This window comes from Bacillus sp. FDAARGOS_1420 (assembly GCF_019344915.1).
Lineage (GTDB): Bacteria > Bacillota > Bacilli > Bacillales > Bacillaceae_G > Bacillus_A > Bacillus_A mycoides.
Map to the genome: position 1 here is coordinate 2,760,707 of NZ_JAHWJB010000002.1, position 26,171 is coordinate 2,786,877.

The 26,171-nt window shown below is 34.9% G+C and carries 26 protein-coding genes; 5 read left to right on the forward strand and 21 right to left on the reverse strand.

Annotated elements, in window-relative coordinates; all coding sequences use genetic code 11:
* Positions 1-179: 179 nt before the first annotated feature.
* Complete coding sequence (locus I6L50_RS24325; protein ID WP_219303744.1) at positions 180-425, forward strand: hypothetical protein; 246 nt, start codon at positions 180-182, stop codon at positions 423-425.
* 61 nt (positions 426-486) lie between these two features.
* Here the strand turns inward: I6L50_RS24325 and I6L50_RS24330 are convergent, their stop codons facing one another.
* The 8 genes from I6L50_RS24330 to gabP all read right to left on the reverse strand — a co-directional run bounded on the left by I6L50_RS24330 (position 487) and on the right by gabP (position 9,495).
* Complete coding sequence (locus I6L50_RS24330; RefSeq protein WP_219303360.1) at positions 487-1,452, reverse strand: 3D domain-containing protein; 966 nt, start codon at positions 1,450-1,452, stop codon at positions 487-489.
* Between the two features lie 348 nt (positions 1,453-1,800).
* Positions 1,801-3,657, reverse strand: a complete 1,857-nt coding sequence (locus I6L50_RS24335) for a PTS fructose transporter subunit IIABC (protein ID WP_219303361.1) — start codon at positions 3,655-3,657, stop codon at positions 1,801-1,803.
* A 13-nt stretch (positions 3,658-3,670) separates the two neighbouring features.
* The gene (gene pfkB, locus I6L50_RS24340; RefSeq protein ID WP_219303362.1) at positions 3,671-4,582 is read right to left on the reverse strand and encodes a 1-phosphofructokinase; all 912 of its coding nucleotides are present in this window, start codon (positions 4,580-4,582) and stop codon (positions 3,671-3,673) included.
* A complete protein-coding gene (locus I6L50_RS24345; protein ID WP_219303363.1) occupies positions 4,579-5,331 on the reverse strand; it encodes a DeoR/GlpR family DNA-binding transcription regulator in 753 nt (250 codons plus the stop codon). Before I6L50_RS24345 ends, pfkB begins: the two co-directional genes overlap by 4 nt.
* 158 nt (positions 5,332-5,489) lie before the next feature.
* Complete coding sequence (locus I6L50_RS24350; RefSeq protein WP_219303364.1) at positions 5,490-6,653, reverse strand: iron-containing alcohol dehydrogenase; 1,164 nt, start codon at positions 6,651-6,653, stop codon at positions 5,490-5,492.
* Positions 6,654-6,769: 116 nt separating this feature from the next.
* Positions 6,770-7,312, reverse strand: a complete 543-nt coding sequence (locus tag I6L50_RS24355) for a DUF420 domain-containing protein (protein ID WP_000228316.1) — start codon at positions 7,310-7,312, stop codon at positions 6,770-6,772.
* Positions 7,313-7,628: 316 nt separating this feature from the next.
* A complete protein-coding gene (locus I6L50_RS24360) occupies positions 7,629-7,967 on the reverse strand; it encodes a hypothetical protein (protein WP_219303365.1) in 339 nt (112 codons plus the stop codon).
* A gap of 133 nt (positions 7,968-8,100) precedes the next feature.
* Entirely contained in the window at positions 8,101-9,495 is a 1,395-nt protein-coding gene (gabP, locus tag I6L50_RS24365) for a GABA permease (RefSeq protein WP_219303366.1), read from the reverse strand.
* Positions 9,496-9,765: 270 nt separating this feature from the next.
* Between gabP and I6L50_RS24370 the strand changes: the two genes are divergently transcribed.
* On the forward strand, positions 9,766-10,848 hold the full coding sequence (locus I6L50_RS24370) for a chitinase (RefSeq protein WP_002128633.1): 1,083 nt from the start codon (positions 9,766-9,768) through the stop codon (positions 10,846-10,848).
* A gap of 54 nt (positions 10,849-10,902) precedes the next feature.
* On the opposite strand, the gene I6L50_RS24375 is transcribed toward I6L50_RS24370, so the two are convergent.
* Positions 10,903-12,114, reverse strand: coding sequence for a M20 metallopeptidase family protein (locus I6L50_RS24375; RefSeq protein ID WP_002033660.1), 1,212 nt, complete (start codon positions 12,112-12,114; stop codon positions 10,903-10,905).
* Between the two features lie 124 nt (positions 12,115-12,238).
* Positions 12,239-13,132: a metallophosphoesterase gene (locus I6L50_RS24380; protein ID WP_113936887.1), complete on the reverse strand. Its 894-nt coding sequence runs from the start codon at positions 13,130-13,132 to the stop codon at positions 12,239-12,241.
* Between the two features lie 196 nt (positions 13,133-13,328).
* On the opposite strand from I6L50_RS24380, the gene I6L50_RS24385 reads away from it, so the two are divergent.
* Complete coding sequence (locus tag I6L50_RS24385; protein ID WP_219303367.1) at positions 13,329-14,144, forward strand: formate/nitrite transporter family protein; 816 nt, start codon at positions 13,329-13,331, stop codon at positions 14,142-14,144.
* A gap of 140 nt (positions 14,145-14,284) precedes the next feature.
* Positions 14,285-14,557, forward strand: coding sequence for an HU family DNA-binding protein (locus I6L50_RS24390; RefSeq protein WP_002033657.1), 273 nt, complete (start codon positions 14,285-14,287; stop codon positions 14,555-14,557).
* A gap of 19 nt (positions 14,558-14,576) precedes the next feature.
* On the opposite strand, the gene I6L50_RS24395 is transcribed toward I6L50_RS24390, so the two are convergent.
* The 6 genes from I6L50_RS24395 to I6L50_RS24420 form a co-directional block, all read right to left on the reverse strand.
* Complete coding sequence (locus I6L50_RS24395; protein WP_002033656.1) at positions 14,577-15,056, reverse strand: GNAT family N-acetyltransferase; 480 nt, start codon at positions 15,054-15,056, stop codon at positions 14,577-14,579.
* Positions 15,057-15,273: 217 nt separating this feature from the next.
* Complete coding sequence (locus I6L50_RS24400) at positions 15,274-17,694, reverse strand: heavy metal translocating P-type ATPase (RefSeq protein ID WP_113936885.1); 2,421 nt, start codon at positions 17,692-17,694, stop codon at positions 15,274-15,276.
* 95 nt (positions 17,695-17,789) lie between these two features.
* A complete protein-coding gene (gene copZ, locus I6L50_RS24405; RefSeq protein WP_002066751.1) occupies positions 17,790-17,996 on the reverse strand; it encodes a copper chaperone CopZ in 207 nt (68 codons plus the stop codon).
* A 195-nt stretch (positions 17,997-18,191) separates the two neighbouring features.
* Entirely contained in the window at positions 18,192-18,494 is a 303-nt protein-coding gene (locus I6L50_RS24410; RefSeq protein ID WP_002014668.1) for a metal-sensing transcriptional repressor, read from the reverse strand.
* 292 nt (positions 18,495-18,786) lie between these two features.
* Positions 18,787-19,014, reverse strand: coding sequence for a hypothetical protein (locus tag I6L50_RS24415; RefSeq protein ID WP_002190443.1), 228 nt, complete (start codon positions 19,012-19,014; stop codon positions 18,787-18,789).
* Positions 19,015-19,323: 309 nt separating this feature from the next.
* A complete protein-coding gene (locus tag I6L50_RS24420) occupies positions 19,324-20,394 on the reverse strand; it encodes a helix-turn-helix transcriptional regulator (RefSeq protein ID WP_219303368.1) in 1,071 nt (356 codons plus the stop codon).
* A gap of 87 nt (positions 20,395-20,481) precedes the next feature.
* Here I6L50_RS24420 and I6L50_RS24425 point away from each other — a divergent pair, with 87 nt between their 5' ends.
* Complete coding sequence (locus I6L50_RS24425) at positions 20,482-21,171, forward strand: class I SAM-dependent methyltransferase (RefSeq protein ID WP_219303369.1); 690 nt, start codon at positions 20,482-20,484, stop codon at positions 21,169-21,171.
* A 44-nt stretch (positions 21,172-21,215) separates the two neighbouring features.
* On the opposite strand, the gene I6L50_RS24430 is transcribed toward I6L50_RS24425, so the two are convergent.
* Genes I6L50_RS24430 through I6L50_RS24450 form a run of 5 tightly spaced genes read right to left on the reverse strand, consistent with a single transcriptional unit; the run spans position 21,216 to position 25,899 of the window.
* Positions 21,216-22,034, reverse strand: a complete 819-nt coding sequence (locus I6L50_RS24430) for an alpha/beta hydrolase (RefSeq protein ID WP_113936879.1) — start codon at positions 22,032-22,034, stop codon at positions 21,216-21,218.
* Between the two features lie 15 nt (positions 22,035-22,049).
* Entirely contained in the window at positions 22,050-22,868 is an 819-nt protein-coding gene (locus I6L50_RS24435; protein WP_219303370.1) for an ABC transporter ATP-binding protein, read from the reverse strand.
* A 15-nt stretch (positions 22,869-22,883) separates the two neighbouring features.
* Positions 22,884-23,906 carry a FecCD family ABC transporter permease gene (locus tag I6L50_RS24440; RefSeq protein WP_219303371.1) on the reverse strand — a complete coding sequence of 341 codons (1,023 nt, stop codon included), beginning with the start codon at positions 23,904-23,906 and terminating at the stop codon, positions 22,884-22,886.
* Positions 23,899-24,906: a FecCD family ABC transporter permease gene (locus I6L50_RS24445; protein WP_002087983.1), complete on the reverse strand. Its 1,008-nt coding sequence runs from the start codon at positions 24,904-24,906 to the stop codon at positions 23,899-23,901. Before I6L50_RS24445 ends, I6L50_RS24440 begins: the two co-directional genes overlap by 8 nt.
* Positions 24,907-24,933: 27 nt before the next feature.
* Complete coding sequence (locus I6L50_RS24450) at positions 24,934-25,899, reverse strand: iron-hydroxamate ABC transporter substrate-binding protein (RefSeq protein ID WP_219303372.1); 966 nt, start codon at positions 25,897-25,899, stop codon at positions 24,934-24,936.
* Between the last annotated feature and the right edge of the window lie 272 nt (positions 25,900-26,171).

A 26,171-nucleotide genomic window follows, 5' to 3' on the forward strand; every position in this document is an offset into this window, starting at 1 on the left:
TCATTCAACTCTCTTTATGTAATATACTCCATCTATTGATTATAACCAATCTTACCAATTTTAACGGCATGATTGCAAGTTCTTTGAATCTAGTACATGAAATTACACAAAAAAAGAGCATAGCTTGTCCAATTCTGCATATACATGATAAAAAATAGCTCGGAGAGGGTGCAATGACTATGAAACAAGCGACTATCGATTTTCCATTATTAATAAAAGACCTTATTTTAGCTACTGCTATAAAAGAACAAAATTGTTCACAAGAAGAATTATACTTCGCACTAAATTGTTTACTACGTTCCTTTCATTCTACTATTCAAGAAACAACGTTACATCCAGAAAATAAAAATACAGAGTATATGCAAACTCAATTTTGCACCGCGTATAAAATTATTACAGGTAAAACAATTTACCCTTTTCAATAATTCTTATAAAAAAAAGCGGCCGCTTAGACATTTTCAAGCAGCCGTTTTTTATTTTAATAAATTATTTTATAACTTTCACTTTAACGGATTTACGACCCCAACTATCAGCAGTGCTATCTGAACCAACTAAAACATCAATACGGTTTCCTTTAATCGCGCCACCAGTATCTCCAGCAATCGCTTCTCCATATCCTTCCACCCACACTTTTGATCCGAGAGGAATTACTTTCGGATCAACAGCAATAACTTTCATATTTGGATTCGCTGTTAAATCATGCCCCATCGCTGTTAACACACGACCACCATATGTGCCATTTTCACTCGCGTGAGCTGTGTAAGCTGTCGCTTCTACTGTTATTTCACGACCAGCAGGTTCACTTGTTTCAGTAGATTTCGCCACTGGCTTAGTTGCCGGATTCGCTTGCGCTACTGGTTTACTTGATGCTCCACTTTTAACTGATTCTTTTCCATTAACTGCCGTATCATTTTTAGCCGGCGCTTTCTCCTTAACTGATGTATCATTTTTAACCGCCGTTTTCACCTTAGTTGGCGCTTCATCTTGAGCTGGAACTTCTTTTCTTTCAATAACAGGTGCTGTACCTGTTAAAAATGGTATGTGAACATACGCCGCTTTCCCGCCATATTCGAATTGTAACCATTCGTTTTGTACTTGATTTGTCGTTTCAATCAAGTCATCTTTTTTAAGCGTGCCAAGAATTTCTGAATCAGTATTCGCTCCAGCACGAATGTTTAATACGTTTGCTGTTACATAATAAGAACTTTTCGTAAACTCGGCACTTACAAAAGCTTCTTTACCATCTAATTTAATTTTGGACCATCCGTTTTCTGTATTTATAACATCTAATTTATTTCCACTTAACATTTTACCTACAAGTTTTGATTCTACAGTTGGGTTTTCTCTAACGTTTAATACATCTGTTGTTACAATCGTTTCCGCTTTAGCAGAACCTGCAAAAATCCCAAGACCAAAAACTGCTGCTGTTGCTATACCTAATAATTTTTTCATGAATAGCCTCCATTTGCTTTGTTTTCGTGTTCTCATTATAGCAACAGTTTTTTGTAGAATTTCGAAAATCACACAATTACAAAGCATTCGTAATAAACGATTAATGATTTGTAACATAAATTTCCATATTAAAGAATTGTATTTCTACCAAAATTAGCAATAGTTTTCATATATTTCTCACAAATTAGTATAAGAATTTTTTTCCAGAAAAAATTACAGTATTACTTTTTTGTTACAAAAAAACCACTTTCCATTACATCTTTTACCAAAATCCATCATAATCCAATTATTAAATTACTTTTTGTAACAAAAAAGGAACAACTCCTATTAGCTGTCCCTTTTTATCTTTTATTTAACTTTCTTCTTCCAAACACCTATCATAATAGCTGAAACAATCGTCCCAATTAATATAGAGAAAATGTATAGCAACGGTTTATTCACTAATGCGATAACAAACAATCCACCATGCGGTGCCGGCAACGTAATTTGGAATAACATAGATAAGGCACCCGCGATACTTGAACCAACAACACAACTTACTATTACTCGAACCGGATCGGCAGCTGCAAATGGAATCGCACCTTCTGTAATAAACGATGCTCCCATAATATAATTTGTTAAACCAGATTTACGTTCTGCTTCTGTAAATTTTGTTTTAAAGAATGTGGTTGCGAATGCAATCGCAAGTGGCGGTACCATACCACCAGCCATAACTGCTGAGTGCACTCCAAAATTCTGTGCTTCTATTGCAGCAATACCAAATGTAAATGCCGCTTTATTAATTGGACCACCCATATCAATTGCCATCATACCGCCTAAAATAAGTCCTAATAATATAGCATTCGTACCACTCAAACCATTTAACCATCCTGTTAACATTTCATTTAATGCTACTACAGGCGGGTTTACTACTTTTTGCATTACAACTCCTGTAATCAATAATCCAAAGACTGGATATAACAAAACAGGTTTAATTCCTTCTAACTGTACTGGTAATCCTGAAAATAATCTTTTCAATCCTAAAACAACATATCCAGCTAAGAAACCAGCAATTAATCCACCTAAAAATCCAGCATTCGCATGTGCTGCTAAAAATCCACCGACAACACCAGGCATAAAACCAGGACGATCAGCAATAGAACTTGCAATAAATCCAGCTAAAATAGGTACAAGGAATAAAAAGGCTCCTTTTTCTCCACCGCCAATATTCATTAACATTTCAGCAATAGGACCTTCCGCCTTAATTCCACCGAACATAAATGCTAGTGCAATTAAAATTCCACCACCAACAACGAACGGAAGCATATTACTTACACCGCTCATTAAATGCTTATAAATTCCTAGCCCTTTTTCTTTCTCTACATTTTCTGCCTTCCCATCCTCTTTTACACCTTTAAAGATTGGTGCATCTTGTTTTATAGCTCGATTAAGAAGGATTTCAGTTTTTCTAATCCCGTCGGCGACTGGTACTTGAATGACATGCTTCCCAGCAAAACGATTCATTTCTACTTGTTTATCTGCAGCTACAATAATAGCCGTTGCGCGTTCAATGTCCTCTTTCGTTAAATCGTTTTTAACACCTGTTGATCCATTCGTTTCAACTTTAATCGCTATTCCTAACTCTGCTGCTTTTGCTTTTAAACTATCCGCAGCCATATATGTGTGAGCGATACCAGTTGGACAAGCTGTAACAGCTAATACGTATGGCTCATTCCCTTCCGGCTTTACTACTTCAACTTCTTCTTCTTTTTCACTCTCTTTTTCATCAAATAAACGAAGAAGTTCCTCTTCATCCTTTGCTTCTAATAATTGTTTACGAAAACCTTCATCCATTAATAATGTAGATAGACGAGACAACGTTTCTAAATGAGTATTATTCGCCCCTTCACTTGCAGCAATCATAAAGAATAAATGTGCAGGCTGTCCGTCAAGTGATTCATAGTTGATACCGCTTACACTTCTACCAAAACAAATCGCCGGTTGCTTAACGGCATTCGTCTTCGCATGAGGTATAGCAATACCTTCACCAATGCCTGTTGTACTTTGTGACTCTCGCTTTAAAATAGCTTCTTTAAATTCAGCTTTACTATTTAAACGATTTGCCCCGCTTAACTTTTCAACTAATTCATCTATGACAGCTTCTTTATTTGAAGCTGTCAAATTCATAATGACTGTATCCCTTTTTAATAGTTCTGTAATTTTCATATGTTGCTTCCCCCTATCGCTTAGCTACAATTACTTGCGACAATAATTCTTCTACTTTTTCCTTTGTACATAAATCCGCCGAGAATGCTGTTGCACTTCCTGTTGCAACACCATATTGAAATGCTTTTTCAATATCTTTTGTCTGTTCATATTTACCTACAAATCCAGCAACGAGAGAATCTCCTGCCCCAACCGAATTAATAACAACACCTTTTGGAACAGTTGCTTCATATATACCTTCTGCCGTAAATAATAAAGCTCCATCTCCTGCCATTGATACGATAACGTGCTCTACACCTTGTTCGATTAATTTTCTTCCATACGGTAAAATGTCTTCTACTGTTGAAAGCTCCACTCCGAATAACTCACCAAGTTCATGATGATTTGGCTTTATTAAAAATGGCTTATTTTTAGTTACATGCTGCAGTGCACTTCCACTTGCATCTACTACTACACGAATACCTTTTTCGGCTCCAAACGCTGCGATTGATTCATAAAAGGTATTTGGAATAGAAGCTGGTACACTTCCAGCTAGTACAACACAATCTCCAGATTGCATACTTTCGATTTTTTTCATCAATTGTTCAAATTGCTCATTTGTCACAATAGGACCCTGTCCATTTAACTCCGTTTCTTCTTGCCCTTTTATTTTCACATTAATTCGAGAATCTCCACCTACTTGGACGAAGTTTGTTGTTACACCTTCATCATGTAATACACCTTTAATAAATTGACCGGTAAATCCACCCGTAAATCCAAGCGCTACATTTTCGACACCTAAACGATGAAGAACGCGAGAAACATTAATCCCTTTCCCTCCAGGAAACTTCATATCTTTCTCTGCTCGATTTACTGTTCCTAAATCGAAAGAATTAACTTGTACTACATAATCAATAGATGGGTTTAAAGTAACTGTATAGATCATTGTTTATCAGCCTCAATCACATTTGTTTGTCTTCTATATTTTTCTAAATCAATTTCTAAATGGTTTGTAATAATACTTGCATCTTCAACATTTGCAATTTTTGCAAATGCAACTTCTGAAAACTTACTTTCATCAATTAAGAAATATCCTTCATTTGCTAATGTTAATGCCAGTTGCTTCAAGAGCGCTTCTTCTGGATCTGGTGTTGTAAAACCAAGCTGTTCGTGTACACCATTCGCTCCTAAAAAAGATTTATCGAAGCGATACTTCTGCATACTTTCCTGTGCCATAGCACCAATTAAAGCTTTCGTCCTACTCTTCATCATCCCGCCTAGTAAATACGCACGAATATTATTTTCAACTAAAGCTTCAATATGCATAAGTCCATTCGTTACGACAGTAACATCTTTGTTTATTAAAAATGGAATCATTTCAAATGTTGTACTTCCTGCATCTAAATAAACGCAATCCCCTTGTTCAACAATACTAGCCGCATACTTGGCAATTTGTTGTTTTATTTGAATGTTTTTGGATGATTTTTCAACCATCGTTGGCTCTTGTCCTTTTCCTGTTAAAACAGAGGCACCACCATGAACTCTTTTTAATAACCTTTGCTTTTCCAATTGCGCTAAATCACGACGAATTGTTGATTCAGAGCTTTCTGTTCTTTCCACTAATTGCTGTAATTTAACAACCTTCTGCTCTTTTACAAGTTGCAATATCATTTGATGACGTTCAGGAGTTAACATTTTATTCACCTCTTCTTTGATTACAGTATAATGAAAACGATCACAAAAATCAACCATAAACATTCATAAATAATCAAAACCAGGCACAAACGGTTATAGACAACAAAAAAGAAACCCATTTGATTGTTATATCAAATGGGTTTCTTTTTTCGATTCACTTATAAAGAAGCTTTATATATACTTAAAACATCGTCTTTATTTAATTTTTTAAAGTTACCGAATTCACCATAAGCCATCGCTTTATCCGCCATTAAGTCAATTTCACTTTCTCTAATAGCGTAATCAGCTAATGTTACTGGAGCTTCAATTGAAGTCCAAAATTGACGTAACACCTCAATTCCCTCTAATGCAACCTCTTTATCTGTCTTCCCATCTGTTTCTACATCGAATACACGAATAGCGAACTGTTTAAAGCGACTCACGTTTTCATCTATAACATGCTTCATCCAATTCGGGAATAGAATCGCGAGTCCGCCCCCATGCGGTATGTCATGAACAGCAGAAACTGCATGCTCAATATTATGAGTTGCCCAGTCTCCTTTTACTCCCATCGCTAAAATGCCGTTTAACGCCATAGTACCGCAATATAAAATTGTTTCCCTATGCTCATAATTTTCTAGATCACTTAAAAGCTTAGGAGCTGTTTCAATTACTGTTCTTAAAACAGATTCACAATAACGATCTTGTAATTCTGTATTCATGCCGTGATGGAAATATTGCTCTAATACGTGCGACATAATATCGACCATACCATAAATCGTTTGATCTCTCGGCACAGACGAAGTATGTAGTGGATCTAAAATTGAAAACTGAGGGAATGTAACTGGACTGCCCCAGCCGTACTTTTCATTCGTTTCCCAGTTTGTAATTACAGATCCTGCATTCATTTCAGATCCTGTTGCTGCAAGCGTAAGCACAGTACCAAATGGTAACGCCTCGCTAGCAAATGCTTTTTTCGTTACAATATCCCACACATCTCCATCGTACTTACTACCAGCTGCAATTGCTTTCGTACAGTCAATTACACTTCCCCCACCAACTGCTAAAATAAATTCAATACCATTATCTTTACAAATTTGAATCCCTTTCTTTACAGTTGATACACGTGGATTTGGTTCAACACCTGTCAATTCAAATACTTCCGCATTTATATCCTTTAAAATAGAAATTACATTATCATAAATACCATTTCTTTTAATGCTGCCTCCTCCATACACGAGAAGAACTTTTTTACCGAACTGTGGAATTTCCGTTTTTAACTGCTCTAACTGTCCTTTACCAAAAATAAGTTTTGTCGGATTACGAAATACAAAATTTTGCATATACCTTTACCATCCCTTCTATATAAAAAGCAACTATACTTTGGTATACCACAATTTTTTCATTTCACAAAAATATTTGCCTAATAAAAAATCTCAGCCTACAGGCTGAGATTTTTTTATTGATAATAAGGTGAGATCATTAAGTAAACAATAACACCAGATAAACTTACATATAACCAAATCGGCATCGTCCAACGTACAATTTTACGGTGACGTGTTAATTGATTCGTAAAACCAAATACAAGTGCGAACAATGCAAGGGGTACAATAATCGCCGCAAGGATAATATGTGTAATTAAAATGATGAAATACACATATTTAATGAATCCTTCTCCACCGAAATGTGTTGCCGGTGCCAAGTAATGGTACGATAAATATGACACACAAAATAATAAAGTCGTTGTAAATGCTGCAAGAATAAAACCACGGTGCATCTTTACATTCTTTTTAATAATAGAGTATAAAGCTGCTAATAAAAATACAAACGTAAAACTATTAAAAATTGCGTTTAACATTGGTAAGATAGTTACATCAAAATGTACTTCCCCTTCATAGCCAACAGGTCCAAAGAACAAAAACAAAATAATCGCATTTACAATTACAGAAAGCGTTATCACAATAGGAGCATAGCTTTTCTGATTCGTTGATTGATCCACCAAATTGGTCACTCCTCTTCTTTCAAATATGTATAATTAACCTCACTATTTTAACATATTATTCACGGTGTAAATGTGACAATAGTTTGACACAGTAAGACAGGGCAAAGAAAAAATCCTTCTTAACAATACTTCTTAAGAAGGATTTTATCGCTTTATTATTCAAATAGCAATGCGATTAGTTTTTGTTAAAAAACGTACTGCTATACGCTTGATATATTTCAGACACTTGATATCCCATTAATGAAATTGCCGTTAATGAAAAGAAACCAATCATAAGAAATCGAAACCACATATAAATCTCCTCCTTGTATTTAGCTTAAAAAGCAGTCGCTATATTACAAGTTGGGTGGCACTCTTCATCGTCACTTTCCTTTTTCTTTACAATTGCTGTTATAAATCGAATCATAAAGAAAATCACAAAAGGAAATTGTTCGTAATTTACCTTGGCATAGTTTGGCAACGGCTCGCGCTGCACATCGAACGGAGATGAGAAGGAATAGAACATACCTTGCTCTTCCATATATACAATTACAATTTTCATACAAAACATTATTCCTAGAAATGAAACAATATCTTGCCATTCTGTCGTATATAAAAAGTTATACAGCTCTAATACGTACTCTTCCATCGTCATCCCCCCTTCCTTTTTTACCATTTTGCTCGCCTTCATATAAAAAGTCAAGAAAAAAGTTTATATTCACTATGACAATAGTAACTACTTGTTTCTATGATTATATATGATTCTTTTATAGCAATGATTGGGTGTAACTCTCTTCTAAAACAAGAAATTAGAATCGAACAGCTTCCTCATTCTTACTTTTAGGATTCAACAATGTACTATTTTTATTTCTATTAAAAATAAAATAAGAAATTATTATAAGAACAGTAACAAGCATTGTTAAAAGCGCTTGTGAACGTAAAGATTCAATTGCGAGCATGGCAACTAAAACTGCTATAATCGCAGCAATTGTAACATATGTTACATATGGAAAAAGCCACATTTTCACTTTCAAATTTTGTTGTTCCGCATTCCCCATTTTTTTACGTATCTTGAAATGTGAAACTGCTATAACGAGATAAACGAGTAACGCAATCCCGCCAGATGCATTCACTAAAAATAAAAATACTTTATCTGGAGATATGTAACTAAAAACAACTCCAATGTAAGCAAAGAAGGTTCCAAATAAAACCGCCCGAACTGGAACACCACTACTATTCAATTTCAAAAATGCCTTTGGCGCATCTCCTCTTTCTGCCATTGAAAAAAGCATTCTTGAGTTCGTATATAAACCCGAATTTAAACAAGAAAGTACAGCTGTTAAAACGATAAAATTCATAATTTGCGCTGCCGCTGGTATCCCTATATGTTCCAGTACCGCCACAAATGGGCTTTTTAGTATGTTCGCCGAATTCCACGGAAGGAGTGTAACAACTACAGCAATCGATCCAATGAAAAATACGAGAATACGCCAAATTACACTATTTGTTGCTGTTTTGACTGCCTTTACAGGTTCGGCAGACTCTCCAGCGGCCACTGCAACAATCTCAGATCCCATAAATGAAAATATAACGACGGTGATTCCAAGTAACACCGAACTTATACCATTTGGCATAAATCCTCCTTGACCTACCAAATTCGAAGTGCCAGGTGCTTCCGTTCCTGGTACAAATCCTAAAATAACAGCTAGTCCAAGACAAAGGAACAAAACAATACTTATTACTTTAATAAATGAAAACCAATATTCAAATTCTCCAAATGATTTCACCGAGAAAACATTCGTCAACGTTAATAAAATCGTTAATATTAAGCTTAATAACCAGAGTGGGATTTCTGGAATCCAGTATTGAATAATACCAGCACCTGCTGTAGCTTCTATTGCAATAACAATTACCCAGAAAAACCAATATAGCCACCCAATTGTATAACCTGCCCATGGACCAATTGCCTCTCTTGCATATGTTGCAAATGAACCACTTGTCGGATTAATAGCTGCCATTTCTCCTAGCATTCTCATAACGAAAATAACTAGAAGTCCTGCTAATGCATATGAAACGATAGAACCTGGACCCGCTGAATGCACAACCGCACCACTTCCAACAAACAAACCAGCTCCTATTACGCCACCAATGGAAATCATTGTAATGTGGCGTATTTTGAGGTCTTTCTTAAGATTTTTATCCAACTCTTGTACATCCCCTTCCAAACTTAATTTTGAAATTTATGTAAGAGTATTATGTGAAAAATCTTATCCTATACTTTAAAATATATCAAAATATTCTGAATTTAACAATCGCAATTCGACCTCCTTCAAAAATTATTTCATTAGGTTTAATAATTTCCCATACACAATTGTTGAGAAAATTATAGTCACCTTACAAGAGAATGAATTTTCAGATATCATTAAATAAACAAGATTATACATCTAGACAACTTTTTGTATAGGAGTGTTGATATGTTAAACAAGTTCAAATTCATTTGTTGTACTTTAGTAATTTTCTTACTGCTACCGCTAGCTCCCTTTCAAGCACAAGCAGCAAACAATTTAGGATCAAAATTACTCGTTGGATACTGGCATAACTTTGATAACGGTACTGGCATTATTAAATTAAGAGACGTTTCACCAAAATGGGATGTACTCAATGTATCTTTCGGTGAAACTGGTGGTGATCGTTCCACTGTTGAATTTTCTCCTGTGTATGGTACAGATGCAGAATTCAAATCAGATATTGCTTATTTAAAAAGTAAAGGAAAGAAAGTAGTTCTTTCAATAGGTGGACAAAATGGGGTCGTTTTACTTCCTGATAATGCCGCTAAGCAACGTTTTATTAATTCTATACAATCTCTAATTGATAAATACGGTTTTGATGGAATAGATATTGACCTTGAATCAGGAATTTACTTAAACGGTAATGACACTAATTTCAAAAACCCAACGACTCCTCAAATCGTAAATCTTATTTCGGCTATTCGGACAATCTCAGATCATTATGGTCCAAATTTTCTATTAAGCATGGCTCCTGAAACAGCTTATGTTCAAGGCGGCTATAGCGCATATGGAAGCATCTGGGGTGCATATTTACCGATTATTTACGGAGTGAAAGACAAATTAACATACATTCACGTTCAACACTACAACGCTGGTAGCGGGATTGGAATGGACGGTAATAACTACAATCAAGGTACTGCAGACTACGAAGTCGCTATGGCAGATATGCTCTTACATGGTTTTCCTGTAGGTGGTAATGCAAATAACATTTTCCCGCCTCTTCGTTCGGATCAAGTCATGATAGGACTTCCTGCAGCACCAGCGGCCGCTCCAAGTGGCGGATATATTTCTCCAACTGAAATGAAAAAAGCTTTAGATTATATCATTAAAGGAATTCCTTTCGGAGGAAAGTATAAACTTTCAAGTCAGAGTGGCTATCCTGCATTCCGTGGCCTAATGTCTTGGTCTATTAATTGGGATGCAAAAAACAACTTTGAATTCTCTAATAACTATAGAACATATTTTGATAGTCTTTCCTTGCAAAAATAATAAAAAACAACAATAGGTTTTATATGACCTATTGTTGTTTTTTATTTATGTAAATTACTTTTTCACTTCTACATGATGAAGAAATTCTTTTCCATCTCTTGAATAACTATTCACAAGACTTAAAAGCAACTTCCCACCAACCAACATCGCACGTTCATCAAAATCGAATTGAGGATGATGGTGTGGATATGTTGCCCCTATTTCTTCATTACCGGCACCTGTGAAGAAAAATGCTCCTGGAACATGTTCTAAGTAGTATGCAAAATCTTCTCCGCCCATAATAGGTGGTACTTCCATGACCCTTTCTTTGCCAAGATCGTGTTCCGCGACCGTCATAAAATGACGTGTTTCAGCTACATGATTTATTAATATTGGATAGCCTCGTTTATATTGAATATTAACTTCAGCATGAAGGGACTGACAAATCCCCTCAACAACTCGTCTAAATTCCTTCTCCATATATTCTCTCACTTCAGGATCTAACGTTCGAATGGTTCCTGTAAACGTAGCAGTATCCGCAATAATATTATCGGCTTGCCCGGCATGGAATGTACCAACTGTTAAAACTGCTGATTGAAGTGGATCGACTTTTCTACTCACTAAAAGTTGCAACTGATTAATAACTTGTGTTGCAACGATAATAGCATCTACAGTATGATGTGGCATACCGCCGTGACCGCCTCGCCCTTGAATCTTCACTTCAAAAGTATCAGCTGCCGCCATCATTGCTCCAGCTTTCGTTCCAACAATTCCTAAAGGCATCTGAGAAGATAAATGTGTACCAAAAACAACATCTACTCCTTCTAAACAACCATCCTCAATCATGGCAATTGCTCCGCCAGGCTCTTTCTCTTCTGCATGTTGATGAATAAGGACTATTTTCCCTGAAAGTTGGTCTCTGTTATCACTTAATATTTTTGCAACTCCTAAAAGTGTTGCTGTATGTCCATCATGGCCACAAGCGTGCATTACACCAGGAACCTTTGATTTATATGAAACTTTCTTTTCATCTTGAATAGGTAGTGCATCAAAATCAGCACGTAGCGCCATCGTCTTCCCAGGTATTCCACCTTCAATTACGCCGATTACCCCTCTTCCCCCGACATCTGTTTTCACATCAATATGAAAACTTTTTAAAATTCCAGCTATTTTTTTCGGTGTTTCTATTTCTTGAAATGATAGCTCTGGGTATTGATGAAAATCTCTTCGCCACGAAACCATTTGATTATATAAACTTTCCAATTCTTTATGCCATGTTTCTATCATAGAAATTCCCCTTTCTTTTTAACAGTTTAAATAAAAAATACATAATATTCTGTATTTAATCAATAAAAAAAGAGAACTTTCTTTAAAAGTACTCTTAATTCTTCAAAATATTAAACGTTCTACTTCAGTCACTACTTTGCTTCAATACAAATAGTGAAAGTTCCGGTACACTCAAAAATCTAACAGGCATTCGAGTCGTTCCAATACCTCGATTTACATATAAATGTAACGGCTTACTCGTTCCTTCTAATTCATACATACCTTCAACATGAATCTCAGCTAGTTTTGTAGTAATTAAAGGACCTACAAAAGGAATTTGAACTTGTCCTCCGTGACTATGTCCTGACATTTGAAAATCGACTGGATAACGAGATACTTTATCTACAACATCCGGCTCATGTATTAATAGCATATTGAAATCTTGCTGTCTTAAGTTTTTTAAAGTCGAGTCTATTTGTGGCTTCCCTAATAAAAAATCATCCAAACCTGATATTGTAATATACTTGCCGTTTTCCGCTTTAATTTTCTGCACTTCATTTACTAACACAGAAAAACCAGCTTCCTCCATATACTTTTTGTAAAATAAACTACCGCCCCCACCTCTATCATGATTCCCAAACACAGCATATTTTCCTAGGGGAGCTTTAATTTTCTGCAAAATAACCTTTGCTTCTTCTCTTTCCGCACTATAGGATCCAAACTTATCTATTAAATCTCCTGTAAAAACTACTATATCTGGATGTAATTCATTCATCTTCTCCACCAAATTTTCTAGTTGTTTCAATGTAAAATCTGGTCCTAAATGTACATCTGAGAACTGCAATATTTTTTTATTATTAAACTCTTTAGGAATTGTAGGAGCTTCTATTTCATTCCACGTAACTGTTACTAGTCTTCTTTCTATTTCAGTCGCATAGAAATACAAACTTACTGGTATCATTAATATACTTATGAAACTAATAATAAATATCTTTACGATTGATTTTTTTCGTTCTTTTTTTACATGATGCGTATTCATGTTTTCACCTCTAAAATCACTTTAAATCCTTATTGTTACATTAATGTGACAACATGAACAATGTTCGTTATATCCAATTTCATCCCCACTCACTTTGACAAATTTATACAGAAGTCATATCATATTTTTATCATACATAGATTCTTTAAAATGTTTCTTCTATTCATTCCATCATTCTATTGAGGAGAGGTTATTCATGTCTGTATTTACACCAGAAGAAATTACGGAACTTGCTGCTAATTCTGGAAGAAAAAAAGCTCATTTATCATTGCTCCCTATGCTAATTCTCGGTTTTTTTGGTGGTGCTTTCATAGCATTAGGATATTTACTTGATATCCATGTTATCGGAACAATGCCAAAATCTTGGGGATCATTTACTAGCTTTTTAGGTGCTGCCGTATTCCCTATCGGTCTTATACTCGTTATCCTTGCAGGCGGTGAATTAGTAACTGGCAACATGATGACCGTTTCAATGGCATGGCTTCACAAAAAAATCGACTTATTTCACTTCATACGAAATTTAGTTATTGTTACGTTTAGCAACTTCATAGGTGCTATATTCGTCGCTTATTTTTTTGGTCATATCGTCGGCTTAACGGAGGGAGCTTTTTTAGCAAAAACAGTTTCTATTGCACAAGCTAAACTACAAGATACACCACTGCAAGCCTTCATTTCTGCAATCGGGTGTAATTGGCTCGTTTGTTTAGCTGTTTGGCTCAGTATGGGAAGTAAAGAATTTATCGGAAAGATTGTCGGTATTTGGTTCCCTGTTATGACTTTTGTTACGATTGGATTTCAACACGTTGTAGCCAATATGTTTGTCATCCCAGCTGCAATTTTTTCTGGTCATTTAACTTGGGTTAAATATTTTCCAAACTTCATTTTTGTTTTCTTCGGAAACTTAGTAGGGGGTATGTTATTTGTAGCATTACCTTATTTCATATCTTATAATAAGAAACTACCTTCCAATAAAGAGCAAACTGCATTAAAGAAAAAATCTGTATCCGCTTAAATTGAATGTCTATAAATTGGTCCTAAAAAATATTACAAATTTCATTTTTTTTACGAATATATGTGCGTACACTTGTTCTCGAATGTTTTATACGTTATAATAACAACTTAAATAGCATTATTTACATATGAGGTGAAAACATGAATAAAACAGAATTAATCAAAAACGTAGCACAAAACGCTGAGATTTCTCAAAAAGAAGCTACTGTAGTTTTACAAACTGTAGTAGAATCAATCACTAACTCTTTAGCTGCTGGCGAAAAAGTACAACTTATCGGATTCGGTACATTCGAAGTTCGTGAAAGAGCTGCTCGTACAGGCCGTAACCCACAAACGGGTGAAGAAATGCAAATCGCAGCTTCTAAAGTACCTGCTTTTAAAGCTGGTAAAGAACTAAAAGAAGCTGTAAAATAATGAAAAATAGCCTTCTCATTTATGAGAAGGCTATTTTTTTCATGACATAATTAATAAAAATTTGACCATTATGCTGCTTATTTTGTTCCTTTATGCAAATAAAACCTTTGCTTTCAAAGAAAGGTTTTGCTGTAATACTCGCCTCTGTATATATATCCCTATGCTGCAAGTTCACTGCTTCTTTTTCTAACTTCTGTAGTATGTATGATGCTATCCTTTTTCCTTGATAATCTTTATGCGTAAATAAGCGATCTACGTAATGATCATCATTATAATCCCCAAATCCCACTATCACACCTTTATAATCAGCAACGTAACAAATATTCTTTTCTAAAGACTGTAGCCATCTCTCTCTATCTAATCGCTCTGGGGCCCACGCCTGTAGCTGTAACTCGTTATAATCTTTTGCATTCACCGTATGAACCGTTTCATAGAACAATTGTAATACTTGCTCTAAATCCTCTTTCTGGAATGTTCTAATTTTAATATCTTTAAACATATGTAAAACTCCTTATCAAACTAACTCTTTTATTTCGGTTATTCCGATAATTATTTCGTGTTTATTTTCGAAACAGTTTCTACCACTATATATGATTCTACTTCTGCTCTTTCTATATTATATCGACTTTTCTTTCTAAACGAACAATAAACAATACTTATACAAAGTATTGTTTATTGTAAAAAGCATATTAAATTCGCTTTATAGCTGGAAGTGTTTAAGATTTCAATTTAACTCTTTGTAATCTTAATGCATTTAATACGACTGATACAGAGCTAAATGCCATTGCTGCACCTGCAACCCAAGGAGCTAAGAAACCGAGCGCCGCAATTGGAATTCCTAGGCCGTTATAAGCTAACGCCCAGAATAGATTTTGCTTAATATTTCTAATCGTCATTTTACTCATAAAAATTGCATCTGCAATACTATTTAAATCGCCACGGATTAACGTAATATCTGCCGCTTCCATTGCTACATCCGTTCCGGTTCCAATTGCCATACCGATATCCGCCGTAGCCAGTGCAGGAGCATCATTTATTCCATCTCCAACCATTGCTACTTTCTTACCTTGCGCTTGCAGTTTTTTCACTTCTTCTGCTTTTCCTTCTGGTAATACTTCTGCAATTACGTGATCAATACCAACTTGCTTAGCGATTGCCTGAGCAGTTTGTGTATTATCTCCTGTAATCATAACAACGTCTAGACCCATTTTCTTAAGTCTTGCGATAGCTGCTTTTGAAGTATCTTTTACAGTATCCGCAACAGCCACTATACCAGCATATTCTTTATTAATCGCAATAAGCATTGCTGTTTTTCCTTCTCGTTCTAGCGCTTCCATCGATTTAGAAACTTCTTCAATATCAATATCGAATTTCTTCATTAATCGACGTGTACCAATTAATAATTGTTTCCCTTCTACAACTGATTCGATGCCGAATCCCGGAATCGCTTCAAATGTTTCTGAACTTGGGATAACAATTTTCTTTTCTTTAATTCCTTCTACAATCGCTTCTGCAAGTGGGTGTTCAGAATTTTTTTCTGCTGCACCGACTAATTTTAATATTTCCTTCTCTTCAAATCCATCTGCTACAATTATATCCGTTAATACCGGCTTTCCATTTGTCACTGTACCCGTTTTATCTAAAATAATCGTATCTAATCGATGCGTTGCTTCTAAATGCTCTCCACCTTTAAATAAAATACCGTATTCAGCTGATCTTCCTGATCCAGCCATAATAGATGTAGGTGTCGCAAGACCTAAAGCACACGGACAAGCGATAACAAGTACTGCTATCATTTTCTCAAGTGCTCCGCCAAAATCACCAGGTGTAACAAATAGCATCCACACTGCAAATGTGATAATAGCAATCACAACTACAACCGGTACGAAAATACCTGAAATTTGATCTGCTACCCTTTGAATAGGAGCTTTTGAACCTTGAGCCTCTTCTACTACTTTAATAATTTGAGCTAATGCAGTATCTCTTCCTACCTTAGTTGCTTTCACTTTTAAAAAGCCATTTTTATTTATTGTAGAACCGATTACTACATCCCCAATTGTTTTATCAACCGGAATACTCTCGCCTGTTAACATCGATTCATCTATTGCTGACTTTCCTTCTACAATTTCCCCGTCTACCGGGATTTTTTCCCCTGGTTTCACATAAACGATATCACCGGCTACCACTTCTTCGATTAAAATTTTTATTTCTGTTCCATCTCGTACAACAGTAGCGGTTTTCGCCTGTAGTCCCATTAATTTTTTAATTGCTTCTGACGAGCGTCCTTTTGCTTTCGCCTCAAATAATTTACCTAAAATAATTAATGTAATAAGTACTGCGCTCGTTTCAAAATACAAGTCTGTCATATGTTCCGAAGAACCAATCGACCTAATACTTAAATACACACTGTAGAAATATGCTGCAGACGTTCCAAGTGCCACGAGAACATCCATATTGGCGCTTTTATTACGTAACGCTTTATAAGCTCCAACATAAAACTGCCCACCAATGATAAACTGAACTGGAGTTGCAAGAGCTAGCTGCACCCAAGGGTTCATAAGCATATCAGGTAAATAAATAAAAGATGTAAATGAAAAATGACTCACCATTGCCCACAATAACGGAAATGATAAAATAAACGAAAAAATAAACTTCTTCTTTTGTCGCTCAATTTCTTTTAAGCGGTGATCTGTTGATGAATCTTGCTCATCTGATTTTACTTCTAATTTATATCCTAACTTTGTAATCGCGCTCTTCATTTCATTCACATTAATTTCATCAGGATTAAAGTCAACTGTAGCCGATTCTAAAGCAAAATTTACTGTTGCTTTATTCACACCTTCTAGCTTATTCAAACGTTTTTCTACTCTATTCGCACATGCTGCACATGTCATTCCCGAAACAGTAAACTCAGCTTTATCACTTACAATTCCATATCCTAACGATTCAACTTTTTCTTTAAATTGTTGCGGATTAGTTTTAGTTGGATCGTATATAATTTTTGTTTTTTCAAGTGCAAAATTTACATTTGCATCTTGAACACCTTCTACTTTTTTCAGGCCTTTTTCAATTCTATTTGCACATGCTGCACATGTCATTCCTGATATTTGAAGATTGGCCTCTTTTTGTTCATTCATGTCTCTCACCTCTATATACCCTTATAAGGTATAATTATTAGCAAAATAAATCGTACTTCGTTTAAAGTACGATTTATTTCCGTATCTAAAAATAATTATTGAACATCGTATCCTTGATCTTCAATTACAGCAACAATATCTTTTAACGTTACAACTGATGAGTCGATAGTAACTTCAACAGTTCCTTCTGATAATTGAACTTTCACTTGTTCAACACCGTTTAGTTCTTTCACGCTGCCTTCGATAGAATTTACACAATGTCCACAAGACATACCTTCAACTTGTAATGTTAACTGTTCCATTTAAAATCCTCCTCTTGTTTCTTCATTGTTTGTTAATCACAACTACATTTTGCCATACCCCCCTAAGGTAATCAATGGTTTTGTATCATGATTTTAATTCTTTTCTAAAATCTTTATTTTTTTGCTCCAATTATGAATTTATATACCCTCTCCTATATAAACAAAAGCCAAGCTAGTCAAATACTAGCTTGGCTTTTATGCTTTTGAAAAACGTTCAAATACTGTCATTAATTCTTCAATTGCTTCGTCACCATTACCATTTTTAATAGCTCCTGAAACACAATGACTCGTATGATTTTTTAAGACACCCATTCCTACTTTTTTCATCGCTGCATTAATCGCAGAAATTTGAACTAAAATATCCACGCAATAACGATCATTTTCAATCATATTTTGAATACCACGGACTTGGCCTTCAATTCTCTTTAATCTATTTATAATTTGTTCTTTTTCTTTTTCTGATCTATGTGTTACTGATTCATGGTCCTTATGATCCATATTATCACCTTCTTAAAGTTTCTCTTCATCCAATAAAACAATTGCTTTTATGAGTATACCAATTATATCATCAAATATCTATGTAGGATACCCCATATGAGTATATTTTCGCTTTATGATTATTCTTAACACATCATTAGCTTCTCAGTCTCAATTAATATGATACCCTTTCTTTTTTTCAAAAAAACAATAATAAGCAGGGATTGTCCATCCCCGCTTATTATTCATCCACAAATATAAAAGTCTCAATTTTCACACGTGTAAATTGAGACTTTTTTCTTCCTATATATAATTATTGCTGATCACATACTTTTGTATCATTCACTACTGAAGTTCCTTCAACGGTTACCGTATGAAAACAGTCATTTACACGAACTGTCACAACATTATCTTGCCGATCAATGATATGATAGTCATTAAAATTTTTATTCAGAGCACTGCGAATTTGTTCTCCTTCATAAATTGGAATACCATGTGATAAAACCCAAATAAGCCCAGCGATAGCAAGAATAGTTTTCATACGATCTACCTCCTTGAGAATATAGTGAACTTTTAATCCATGCTTTTTCAGCTCTATTAATCATGAATGGAATGAATCAAGCCTTTTTGGAAATAAGTTCATTTCGTCTATTTTATGTTTATGCTAATTGTGACCGAATTGTGACAACTTTTTGTCTATTTAGACGAAAAGTTGAAACAAAACTTTCAAAAAGGACAATTCTACTTATAAAAAAAAGGTTATGGAATGTTTCATCCATAACCTTTTTTCAGCCCTATTCTACAACTCATCCACCGTACTTCATGTGATTTTTGTAGAGTTATTTTATTTTTATTCATCGACATCAAAACAAAATCTTGAAAAAACTTCCCACACGAGTTCATTTCTACTACTTACCCCAGTCTTTTCAAAAATGGATTTTAAATGATCTTGTACCGTGTATATAGATATACAAAGTTCATGGGCTAATTCCTTTGTCGACATACCTGTAAGAATTTTACGTATTACTTGCTTCTCACGTGTTGTAAAACTATACACTTCCGTAATAAGCGGAAAGATTTCTTCCGGTCTTGCTCTTTCGAATAGAACAACATAACCACCCTGAAAACTACTTGTACGTTCTAACTTACTGGCCCGAATGATTAAAAAATGTCCATAGGCTAAAGGTATACAAACTTTTTCTTCTCTATTCATACAACCTACATTATATTCGTTAGCCTTTACTTTCGAACAAACCGCACGTATTGGCCTTGGTATTTCTTTTATATTTAACTGTTCATACTTTCTAAGATTTGAAAGCCAATCGCTGCCATCTTGATTCCAATATAATAAATTAAAATCCTCATTTAATATAATCGTGCCTGTCCCTATTACCTTATCTTCTGAAAAAGGTTTAGGAAATGCCTTTTTTAAAGCCTCTCCAGCAATCGGGACTATCATTTCCAAATACTTACAATCATCTATATGAAAAGCGGGACTTGTACTCCCTCGAAATAAACTAAGATGCCCAAAACAGTTCCCTTTACTCATACAAACGCCTCTTAATTCATCTCCAAAACTTACTGGTTTTAAAATATTTCGGTATCTAGAGCTTTTCTTTTGTTCACCATTTGTCACCATACTAAGAGAAGCAACATGAGGATAGTGTTCTGATAAATATTTAAATTTATTAAAATCATCTTCTAGAAATTCATTCATAAACAATTGTGGATGAATCTTTTCAACACTTTCATCCGTAAATGCCCCAGTAGATAAAAAAGAAATTGGGTCTATAGCTGTAAAACAAGCGGCGTCAAAATCAATGACTTTACGTATTAAGTGGAGAAATGACTCTTGAAATGTCCTTATAGAACTTATACGATTCGCTACCATTGTAATTTCTTTCGTTATTTTTTCATACATCCTCTTCCCCCCAGATTTACGGGATTGTTTCCCTTCATAATTTCATTCCATAATAAACCTATAATACACATACTTAGGAGGTTAAAAATGAATTGGAATGATACTACCGTAAATTCATATGAACAAAGAATTCCATGTAAAATCCCAGGCTACTACAACCTATATGAAATGATGAATCATTTCTTGTTTACTACACTCCCTAAAGAAAATATGAATCCAAATTTACTAGTTATAGGTGCTGGTGGCGGACAAGAAATTCTTTCAATAGGCAAACAAAATGGCAACTTATCTTTTACAGGTGTTGATCCATCTGAAAGCATGCTACAGCTAGCTAAAAAAAGAATTGAAAGCGAAGGCATACAAAATCAAATTCACTTTGTACATGGAACTGTCCATTCATTATTAACCAATCCATTATTTGACTCTGCTACTTGTATGCTTGTTCTTCATTTCATACCAACTATTAAGGAGAAAAAAGAGCTTCTTAATGAAATCAGTAGTCGCTTAAAACCTGGTGCTCCATTCTTTCTCTCTACAATAAATGGTGTACCCCATACAAGTATGTTTTCTGCACAATTGAATGCTTGGCGCAACCACATGATGCAAAATCAAATTCCATTAGAAGATTGGAACCGATTTGAAAATTCTTTTGAAACAGAAATATTTCCTATTTCCGAAACGAATCTACTAGCTATCATGGAGGAATGTGGATTTACTCAAATCAATCGCTTTTTCACAAGCCTTTTAATTGATGGATACGTAGCAATAAAACAATAATGAAAAAAGGTAAGCAATTGCTTACCTTTTTTCATATACATCTTCTACACTTGACTAATAAATCTCAATCCTTTACTTAAAGAAGTCGGCACAACAGATGCATGATTCTCCCCTTCAGCTTCATAAAACATAAATCTAAACTGATCGTGTTTTACTTGGAGAAGGCGCTCTGATAATTCGTTTGCACCTACAACCATATGCTCTCGTTCCAATGACCCAACTGTAAGGAATACTCCCGTTTCAACCTTAGCATTGTTTAATTCATTTATAAGATTCTTTTCTTTTTCAAGCACGGATTGGTTATTCCACCAAATAGATGGACTACTTATAAAATAATTTTGAAAGGCATTTACGCTTGTGAATAGTATATGTAAAGCAAATAGACCACCTAAAGAATGTCCAAATAACGTTTGCTTTCCTTTATCAATCTCAAATTCCTTTTCAATTTGTGGTTTCAATTCTTCTTCAATAAAAGTAAAGAAGTTATGTGCTCCCCCTGTTTTAGGCCACGGTTTACCGTCCGGTTTTAACGGGGCATCTTTTGAAATTACGACAGGTGTAAGATCATAACATCTTTCTTCTCCTGAAAATGCGCCTTCAATTGGATAACCAATACCTACTATAATTGCTGGTGACACACCTGTTTTTTCTGCTCTTACCGATTGTATTTTAATAGCTTCATGGAACGTTTGGAAAAAGGCGTTCCCATCTAATACATATATAATAGGATAACCAGAATCCGGTGCTGGCTGCTTCGGTTTTGAAATATGAATTTGATACTCACGATTCTCTAATGTCGAATACATTTTCCACTGTTCGGTATTAGATACAATAATTTGTTGTTTTTCAATAGCAGTATTCATTATGCACATCCCCCCTTAACTCGTTACATACATCTCTACTTTTTCCTCTTGAAATACACTATCATAACCGAAGCAAACGGGAGCTCCGTTATATGGATCTATCATGACACGCGCATCGATATGAAATACCTCTTTTAGCACCTCGTTTGTAATAATTTCTATAGGACTACCAGTTGTAATAATGTTTCCTTCTTTCATTGCGATAATTTTATCTGAAAATCTAGCTGCGTGGTTAATATCATGTAATACCATTACGACCGTACAATTATGTTCTTTATTCAGTTTCTCAACGATTTGCAGTACATCTAATTGGTGTGACATATCAAGGTATGTCGTTGGCTCATCTAATAATAAAACTTCCGTCTCTTGCGCTAAGGCCATTGCTAGCCATACTTTTTGTCTTTGTCCACCTGATAAATTCGCAATTTGTCTCGTTCGAAACGCTGATGTTTTGGTAATATCTAATGCCCAATCAATCATTTCTTTATCTTTTGAAGTTAACTTATTCACGTTATTACGATGTGGATAACGCCCATAAGAAACCAACTCTTCTACCTTAATCTCTCCTGGGGCAATCGGATTTTGCGGAAGCAAAGCTAACTGTTTCGCGATTTCTTTCGTTGAAATCGTATTTAAATCTTGTCCTTGTAAATATACTTTACCGCTTTTTTGTTTTAAAATTCTTCCCATCGTTTTTAATAATGTCGATTTTCCGCATCCATTTGGACCTATAATTGTCGTTACTTTTCCCTTTTGTATTTCCACATTTAAATCGCGAAACACTGTAAGTTTTTCATAATTTGCTTCCAAGTTTTTTGCACTTAAAATATTCACTTATGTTTCCTCCTCTTACGCTTTCGCCTTATAAAGTAAATATAAGAAATACGGTACACCGACAATAGCAATAACAATCCCTACAGGCAGTTCTGCAGGCATAAAAATTGTTTTTGCGATAAAATCTGAAGCAATTACAAGTAGCATCCCAATTACTCCGCATGTAGGAATTACATATTTATGTTGAATGCCAACAAGTCTTTTGGCTATATGTGGCGCCATTAGACCAATAAATCCAATACTTCCTGAAACAGCAACACATGCACTTACAAGTCCAATACTGCTTAATAATAGAATAGACTTCTCTCTTTCTACTGAAACACCTAGACTTGTAATACTCGTTTCTTCCAATTGAAATAAATCTAGCAAATAAGCTTTCTTTTTTATAATTGGAATTAATATAATAAGCCATGGCAACATTGCAATAATGTATTTCCAGTTTGCATTATATATGCTACCTGAAACCCAGACAGCTGCCATTTCAAAGTCAGTTGCTTTCATTTTCAATGATAAATACATAGAAAGCGCTCCGAAACCTGACCCTATTGCGATCCCTGTTAGTAACAGACGCTGTGAATCTAACTTTCCATTTCGCCAAGAAAATATATAAATTAATATAGCCGCGCCTAACCCTCCAACTAAGCCAAACATCGGCATCATCATTATAGAAATCCAATCCGTACTCTTTATTTGTCCTTGGAAAAAGAACATAAAAATTACAATTGCAGTTCCTGCACCAGCATTTACTCCTAAAATACCCGGATCTGCTAAACCATTTCTCGTAATCCCTTGAATAACAGCGCCAGCTATCCCTAGACCTAATCCTACTAGGCCAGCAATTATGATTCGCGGCAGTCTAAAATCAAATATAACTAAATCATGTTCTGGGACTGGATCAATCCGAAAAATTGTTCGAAAGACGTCCATAATTGTAATATCAAATGTACCATTCGTTAAGCTAATATAAATGGTACATAAAATTAAAAGTATAATAGTCCCCATAGTCATTACAAAACGCTGATTTGAGCCTTTAAGCATGTCTCTCTCCCCCTCTTGTACGAATTAAATAAAGGAAGAAAGGAATTCCAATTAGAGACGTAACAACGCCTATTGGTGTTTCAAATGGATAGTTTACAAATCTGCTTAACACATCACATAAAGCAAGAAACACACCACCAATTACTCCAGCACAAGGCACAATCCATTTATAATCTACACCGATTAAAAAGCGGGTAATATGAGGAATAATTAGTCCTACAAAACCTATTTTCCCTACTAAAGCAACTGCTGTACCAGTCAGAAATACAACAGATAAAATTGCAGTCACTTTTATAATTTTCGTACGCTGCCCTAAATTAATAGACACTTCTTCTCCCAGTGAAAGGATTGTAATAGATTTTGAAATGAGAAGTGCTAAAATAATACCAACTATACCAAAAGGAATTGCTAATTTAAGTATATTGGGATCTACTTGATCTAATTTCGCGTTGTACCAAAAACTAATATTTTGAGAGACTTGAAAATAAGAAGCAATTGCGGCAGAAAGACTACTTAAGAATGTCCCTATCACGGTTCCTATAATTGCTAATCTTACAGGTGACAATCCGTTTCTAAGCAGTGAACCAAATCCAAAAACAATTCCCGCACCTAATGCTGAACCCAGCATAGAACATAAAATCATGTTGACTGAAGACATTCCCGGAAGGAATACCATACACATTGTAATAACAAAAGCAGAACCATCCGTCACACCCATAATAGAAGGGGATGCAAGATAATTCCTTGTCATCCCCTGCATAAGTGCTCCTGATATGGCTAGAAAAGCTCCAACTAAAAGAGCTCCAATTACCCTTGGTAAACGAGATGTAACAATAATATTATGATTTACATTACTCGAATCAAAATGAAACAATGCATTCCACGTCGTTTCAAAATCGATATTTTTTGTCCCATATAAGATAGATAAAATAACAGTAAGTAAAATACATATGGGTGCTAAGCATAAAATTATCATTGGAAGTGAATTTATTTTCCGCATATCATTCAACGCACCTTACTAATTTTATTATTTAGTCAAATTTTTCACTGCTTCTTTTAAAAATACTGTTTTACTCCAAGCAGTACCACCTTGTGCAATAGGATCTACAGTATTTACAAATACTTTCTTCTCTTTTACAGCATTTACACTTTGCCAAATTGGATTACTTTCTATTTCTTCTAGCACTTTCGGTTTATTATTTTCACTTGCTTCATATTGTAAAAATACGTAATCTGGATTTATTTGAGCCAGTTGTTCTAAAGAGAGTTTCTCTTGCGCTTTTACATTTTTAAGTTGTTCTGGAGCAGTTAATCCAAGGTCTTTATAAATTACAGGGTTGAAGTATACTCCTTCTGGATAAACGAATAATGTATTCGCTCTTAATCTTATTACAAGTACCTTTTTATCTTTTAACTTATCTCCAATTTTTGCTTTCGCTTTTTCAGCGTCTGCTTTATAATCCTTAATAATTTTTTCTGCTTTGTCTTTTTTACCAGATAGTTCTCCCATTAATTTTAAGTTTTCTTCCCAATCTGTAGAAACATGTGATATTGGGATTGTTGGAGCTACCTTCATAAATTTCTCAGCCGCTTCTGCTGGGAATTTCGTACTTGATGTAATAACATCAGGTTTTAATTGAAGTAATGTTTCAAAGTTGGGTTCCATTTTCTCACCGACAGATTTCGCACCTTCTAAATCTTTTGCAACGTTCCCTGGTAATTTCCCACCAACCGTAATTGCACCTACCGGTTTAATTCCAAGTACTGCCGCATCTTCCATTGACTCTAAACTAGCTGTCGCAATTTTATCTACTTTTGCTGGTACTGTATATTCTTTACCTAAATATGTAATCTTTCGCTTTTCGTCTTTTTTCGTTTCCGTAGCCTTTGTCTGTTGTTTTTGTTCCCCAGAAGTTTTGTCTGCACTATTACATGCTGCTAAACCAACACTTAAAACTGTAACCATCCCTAATGTAAATAACTTCTTGTTCATCTTTATATATCTCCTCTCGAAATCTTCAAATATATTATTTCAACAATGAAACTTAATTATATGAAACATAATCCTCATCTATATTTCACATCATTAATAAATCTACGTAAAATGGAGAGCCATTCTCGTTCACTTCCCCTAGTATTAAATTCTTTACAACCCTCATCCCACGATAATCACTAACAGTGATAATGATTATCGTTATTAAGTATATATTTAATATCAGATTATTTCAAGAATGATTTGAAAAATTTTAACAAATTGAACAAAAA

Bases quoted from the DNA above. Each gene is read 5' to 3' on its own strand.
- I6L50_RS24325 (WP_219303744.1), top strand. From the start codon at position 180: ATGAAACAAGCGACTATCGATTTTCCATTATTAATAAAAGACCTTATT.
- I6L50_RS24330 (WP_219303360.1), bottom strand. From the start codon at position 1,452: ATGAAAAAATTATTAGGTATAGCAACAGCAGCAGTTTTTGGTCTTGGG.
- I6L50_RS24335 (WP_219303361.1), bottom strand. From the start codon at position 3,657: ATGAAAATTACAGAACTATTAAAAAGGGATACAGTCATTATGAATTTG.
- pfkB (WP_219303362.1), bottom strand. From the start codon at position 4,582: ATGATCTATACAGTTACTTTAAACCCATCTATTGATTATGTAGTACAA.
- I6L50_RS24345 (WP_219303363.1), bottom strand. From the start codon at position 5,331: ATGTTAACTCCTGAACGTCATCAAATGATATTGCAACTTGTAAAAGAG.
- I6L50_RS24350 (WP_219303364.1), bottom strand. From the start codon at position 6,653: ATGCAAAATTTTGTATTTCGTAATCCGACAAAACTTATTTTTGGTAAA.
- I6L50_RS24360 (WP_219303365.1), bottom strand. From the start codon at position 7,967: ATGGTAAAAAAGGAAGGGGGGATGACGATGGAAGAGTACGTATTAGAG.
- I6L50_RS24370 (WP_002128633.1), top strand. From the start codon at position 9,766: ATGTTAAACAAGTTCAAATTCATTTGTTGTACTTTAGTAATTTTCTTA.
- I6L50_RS24375 (WP_002033660.1), bottom strand. From the start codon at position 12,114: ATGATAGAAACATGGCATAAAGAATTGGAAAGTTTATATAATCAAATG.
- I6L50_RS24380 (WP_113936887.1), bottom strand. From the start codon at position 13,132: ATGAATACGCATCATGTAAAAAAAGAACGAAAAAAATCAATCGTAAAG.
- I6L50_RS24385 (WP_219303367.1), top strand. From the start codon at position 13,329: ATGTCTGTATTTACACCAGAAGAAATTACGGAACTTGCTGCTAATTCT.
- I6L50_RS24390 (WP_002033657.1), top strand. From the start codon at position 14,285: ATGAATAAAACAGAATTAATCAAAAACGTAGCACAAAACGCTGAGATT.
- I6L50_RS24395 (WP_002033656.1), bottom strand. From the start codon at position 15,056: ATGTTTAAAGATATTAAAATTAGAACATTCCAGAAAGAGGATTTAGAG.
- I6L50_RS24400 (WP_113936885.1), bottom strand. From the start codon at position 17,694: ATGAATGAACAAAAAGAGGCCAATCTTCAAATATCAGGAATGACATGT.
- copZ (WP_002066751.1), bottom strand. From the start codon at position 17,996: ATGGAACAGTTAACATTACAAGTTGAAGGTATGTCTTGTGGACATTGT.
- I6L50_RS24410 (WP_002014668.1), bottom strand. From the start codon at position 18,494: ATGGATCATAAGGACCATGAATCAGTAACACATAGATCAGAAAAAGAA.
- I6L50_RS24415 (WP_002190443.1), bottom strand. From the start codon at position 19,014: ATGAAAACTATTCTTGCTATCGCTGGGCTTATTTGGGTTTTATCACAT.
- I6L50_RS24420 (WP_219303368.1), bottom strand. From the start codon at position 20,394: ATGTATGAAAAAATAACGAAAGAAATTACAATGGTAGCGAATCGTATA.
- I6L50_RS24425 (WP_219303369.1), top strand. From the start codon at position 20,482: ATGAATTGGAATGATACTACCGTAAATTCATATGAACAAAGAATTCCA.
- I6L50_RS24430 (WP_113936879.1), bottom strand. From the start codon at position 22,034: ATGAATACTGCTATTGAAAAACAACAAATTATTGTATCTAATACCGAA.
- I6L50_RS24440 (WP_219303371.1), bottom strand. From the start codon at position 23,906: ATGCTTAAAGGCTCAAATCAGCGTTTTGTAATGACTATGGGGACTATT.
- I6L50_RS24445 (WP_002087983.1), bottom strand. From the start codon at position 24,906: ATGCGGAAAATAAATTCACTTCCAATGATAATTTTATGCTTAGCACCC.
- I6L50_RS24450 (WP_219303372.1), bottom strand. From the start codon at position 25,899: ATGAACAAGAAGTTATTTACATTAGGGATGGTTACAGTTTTAAGTGTT.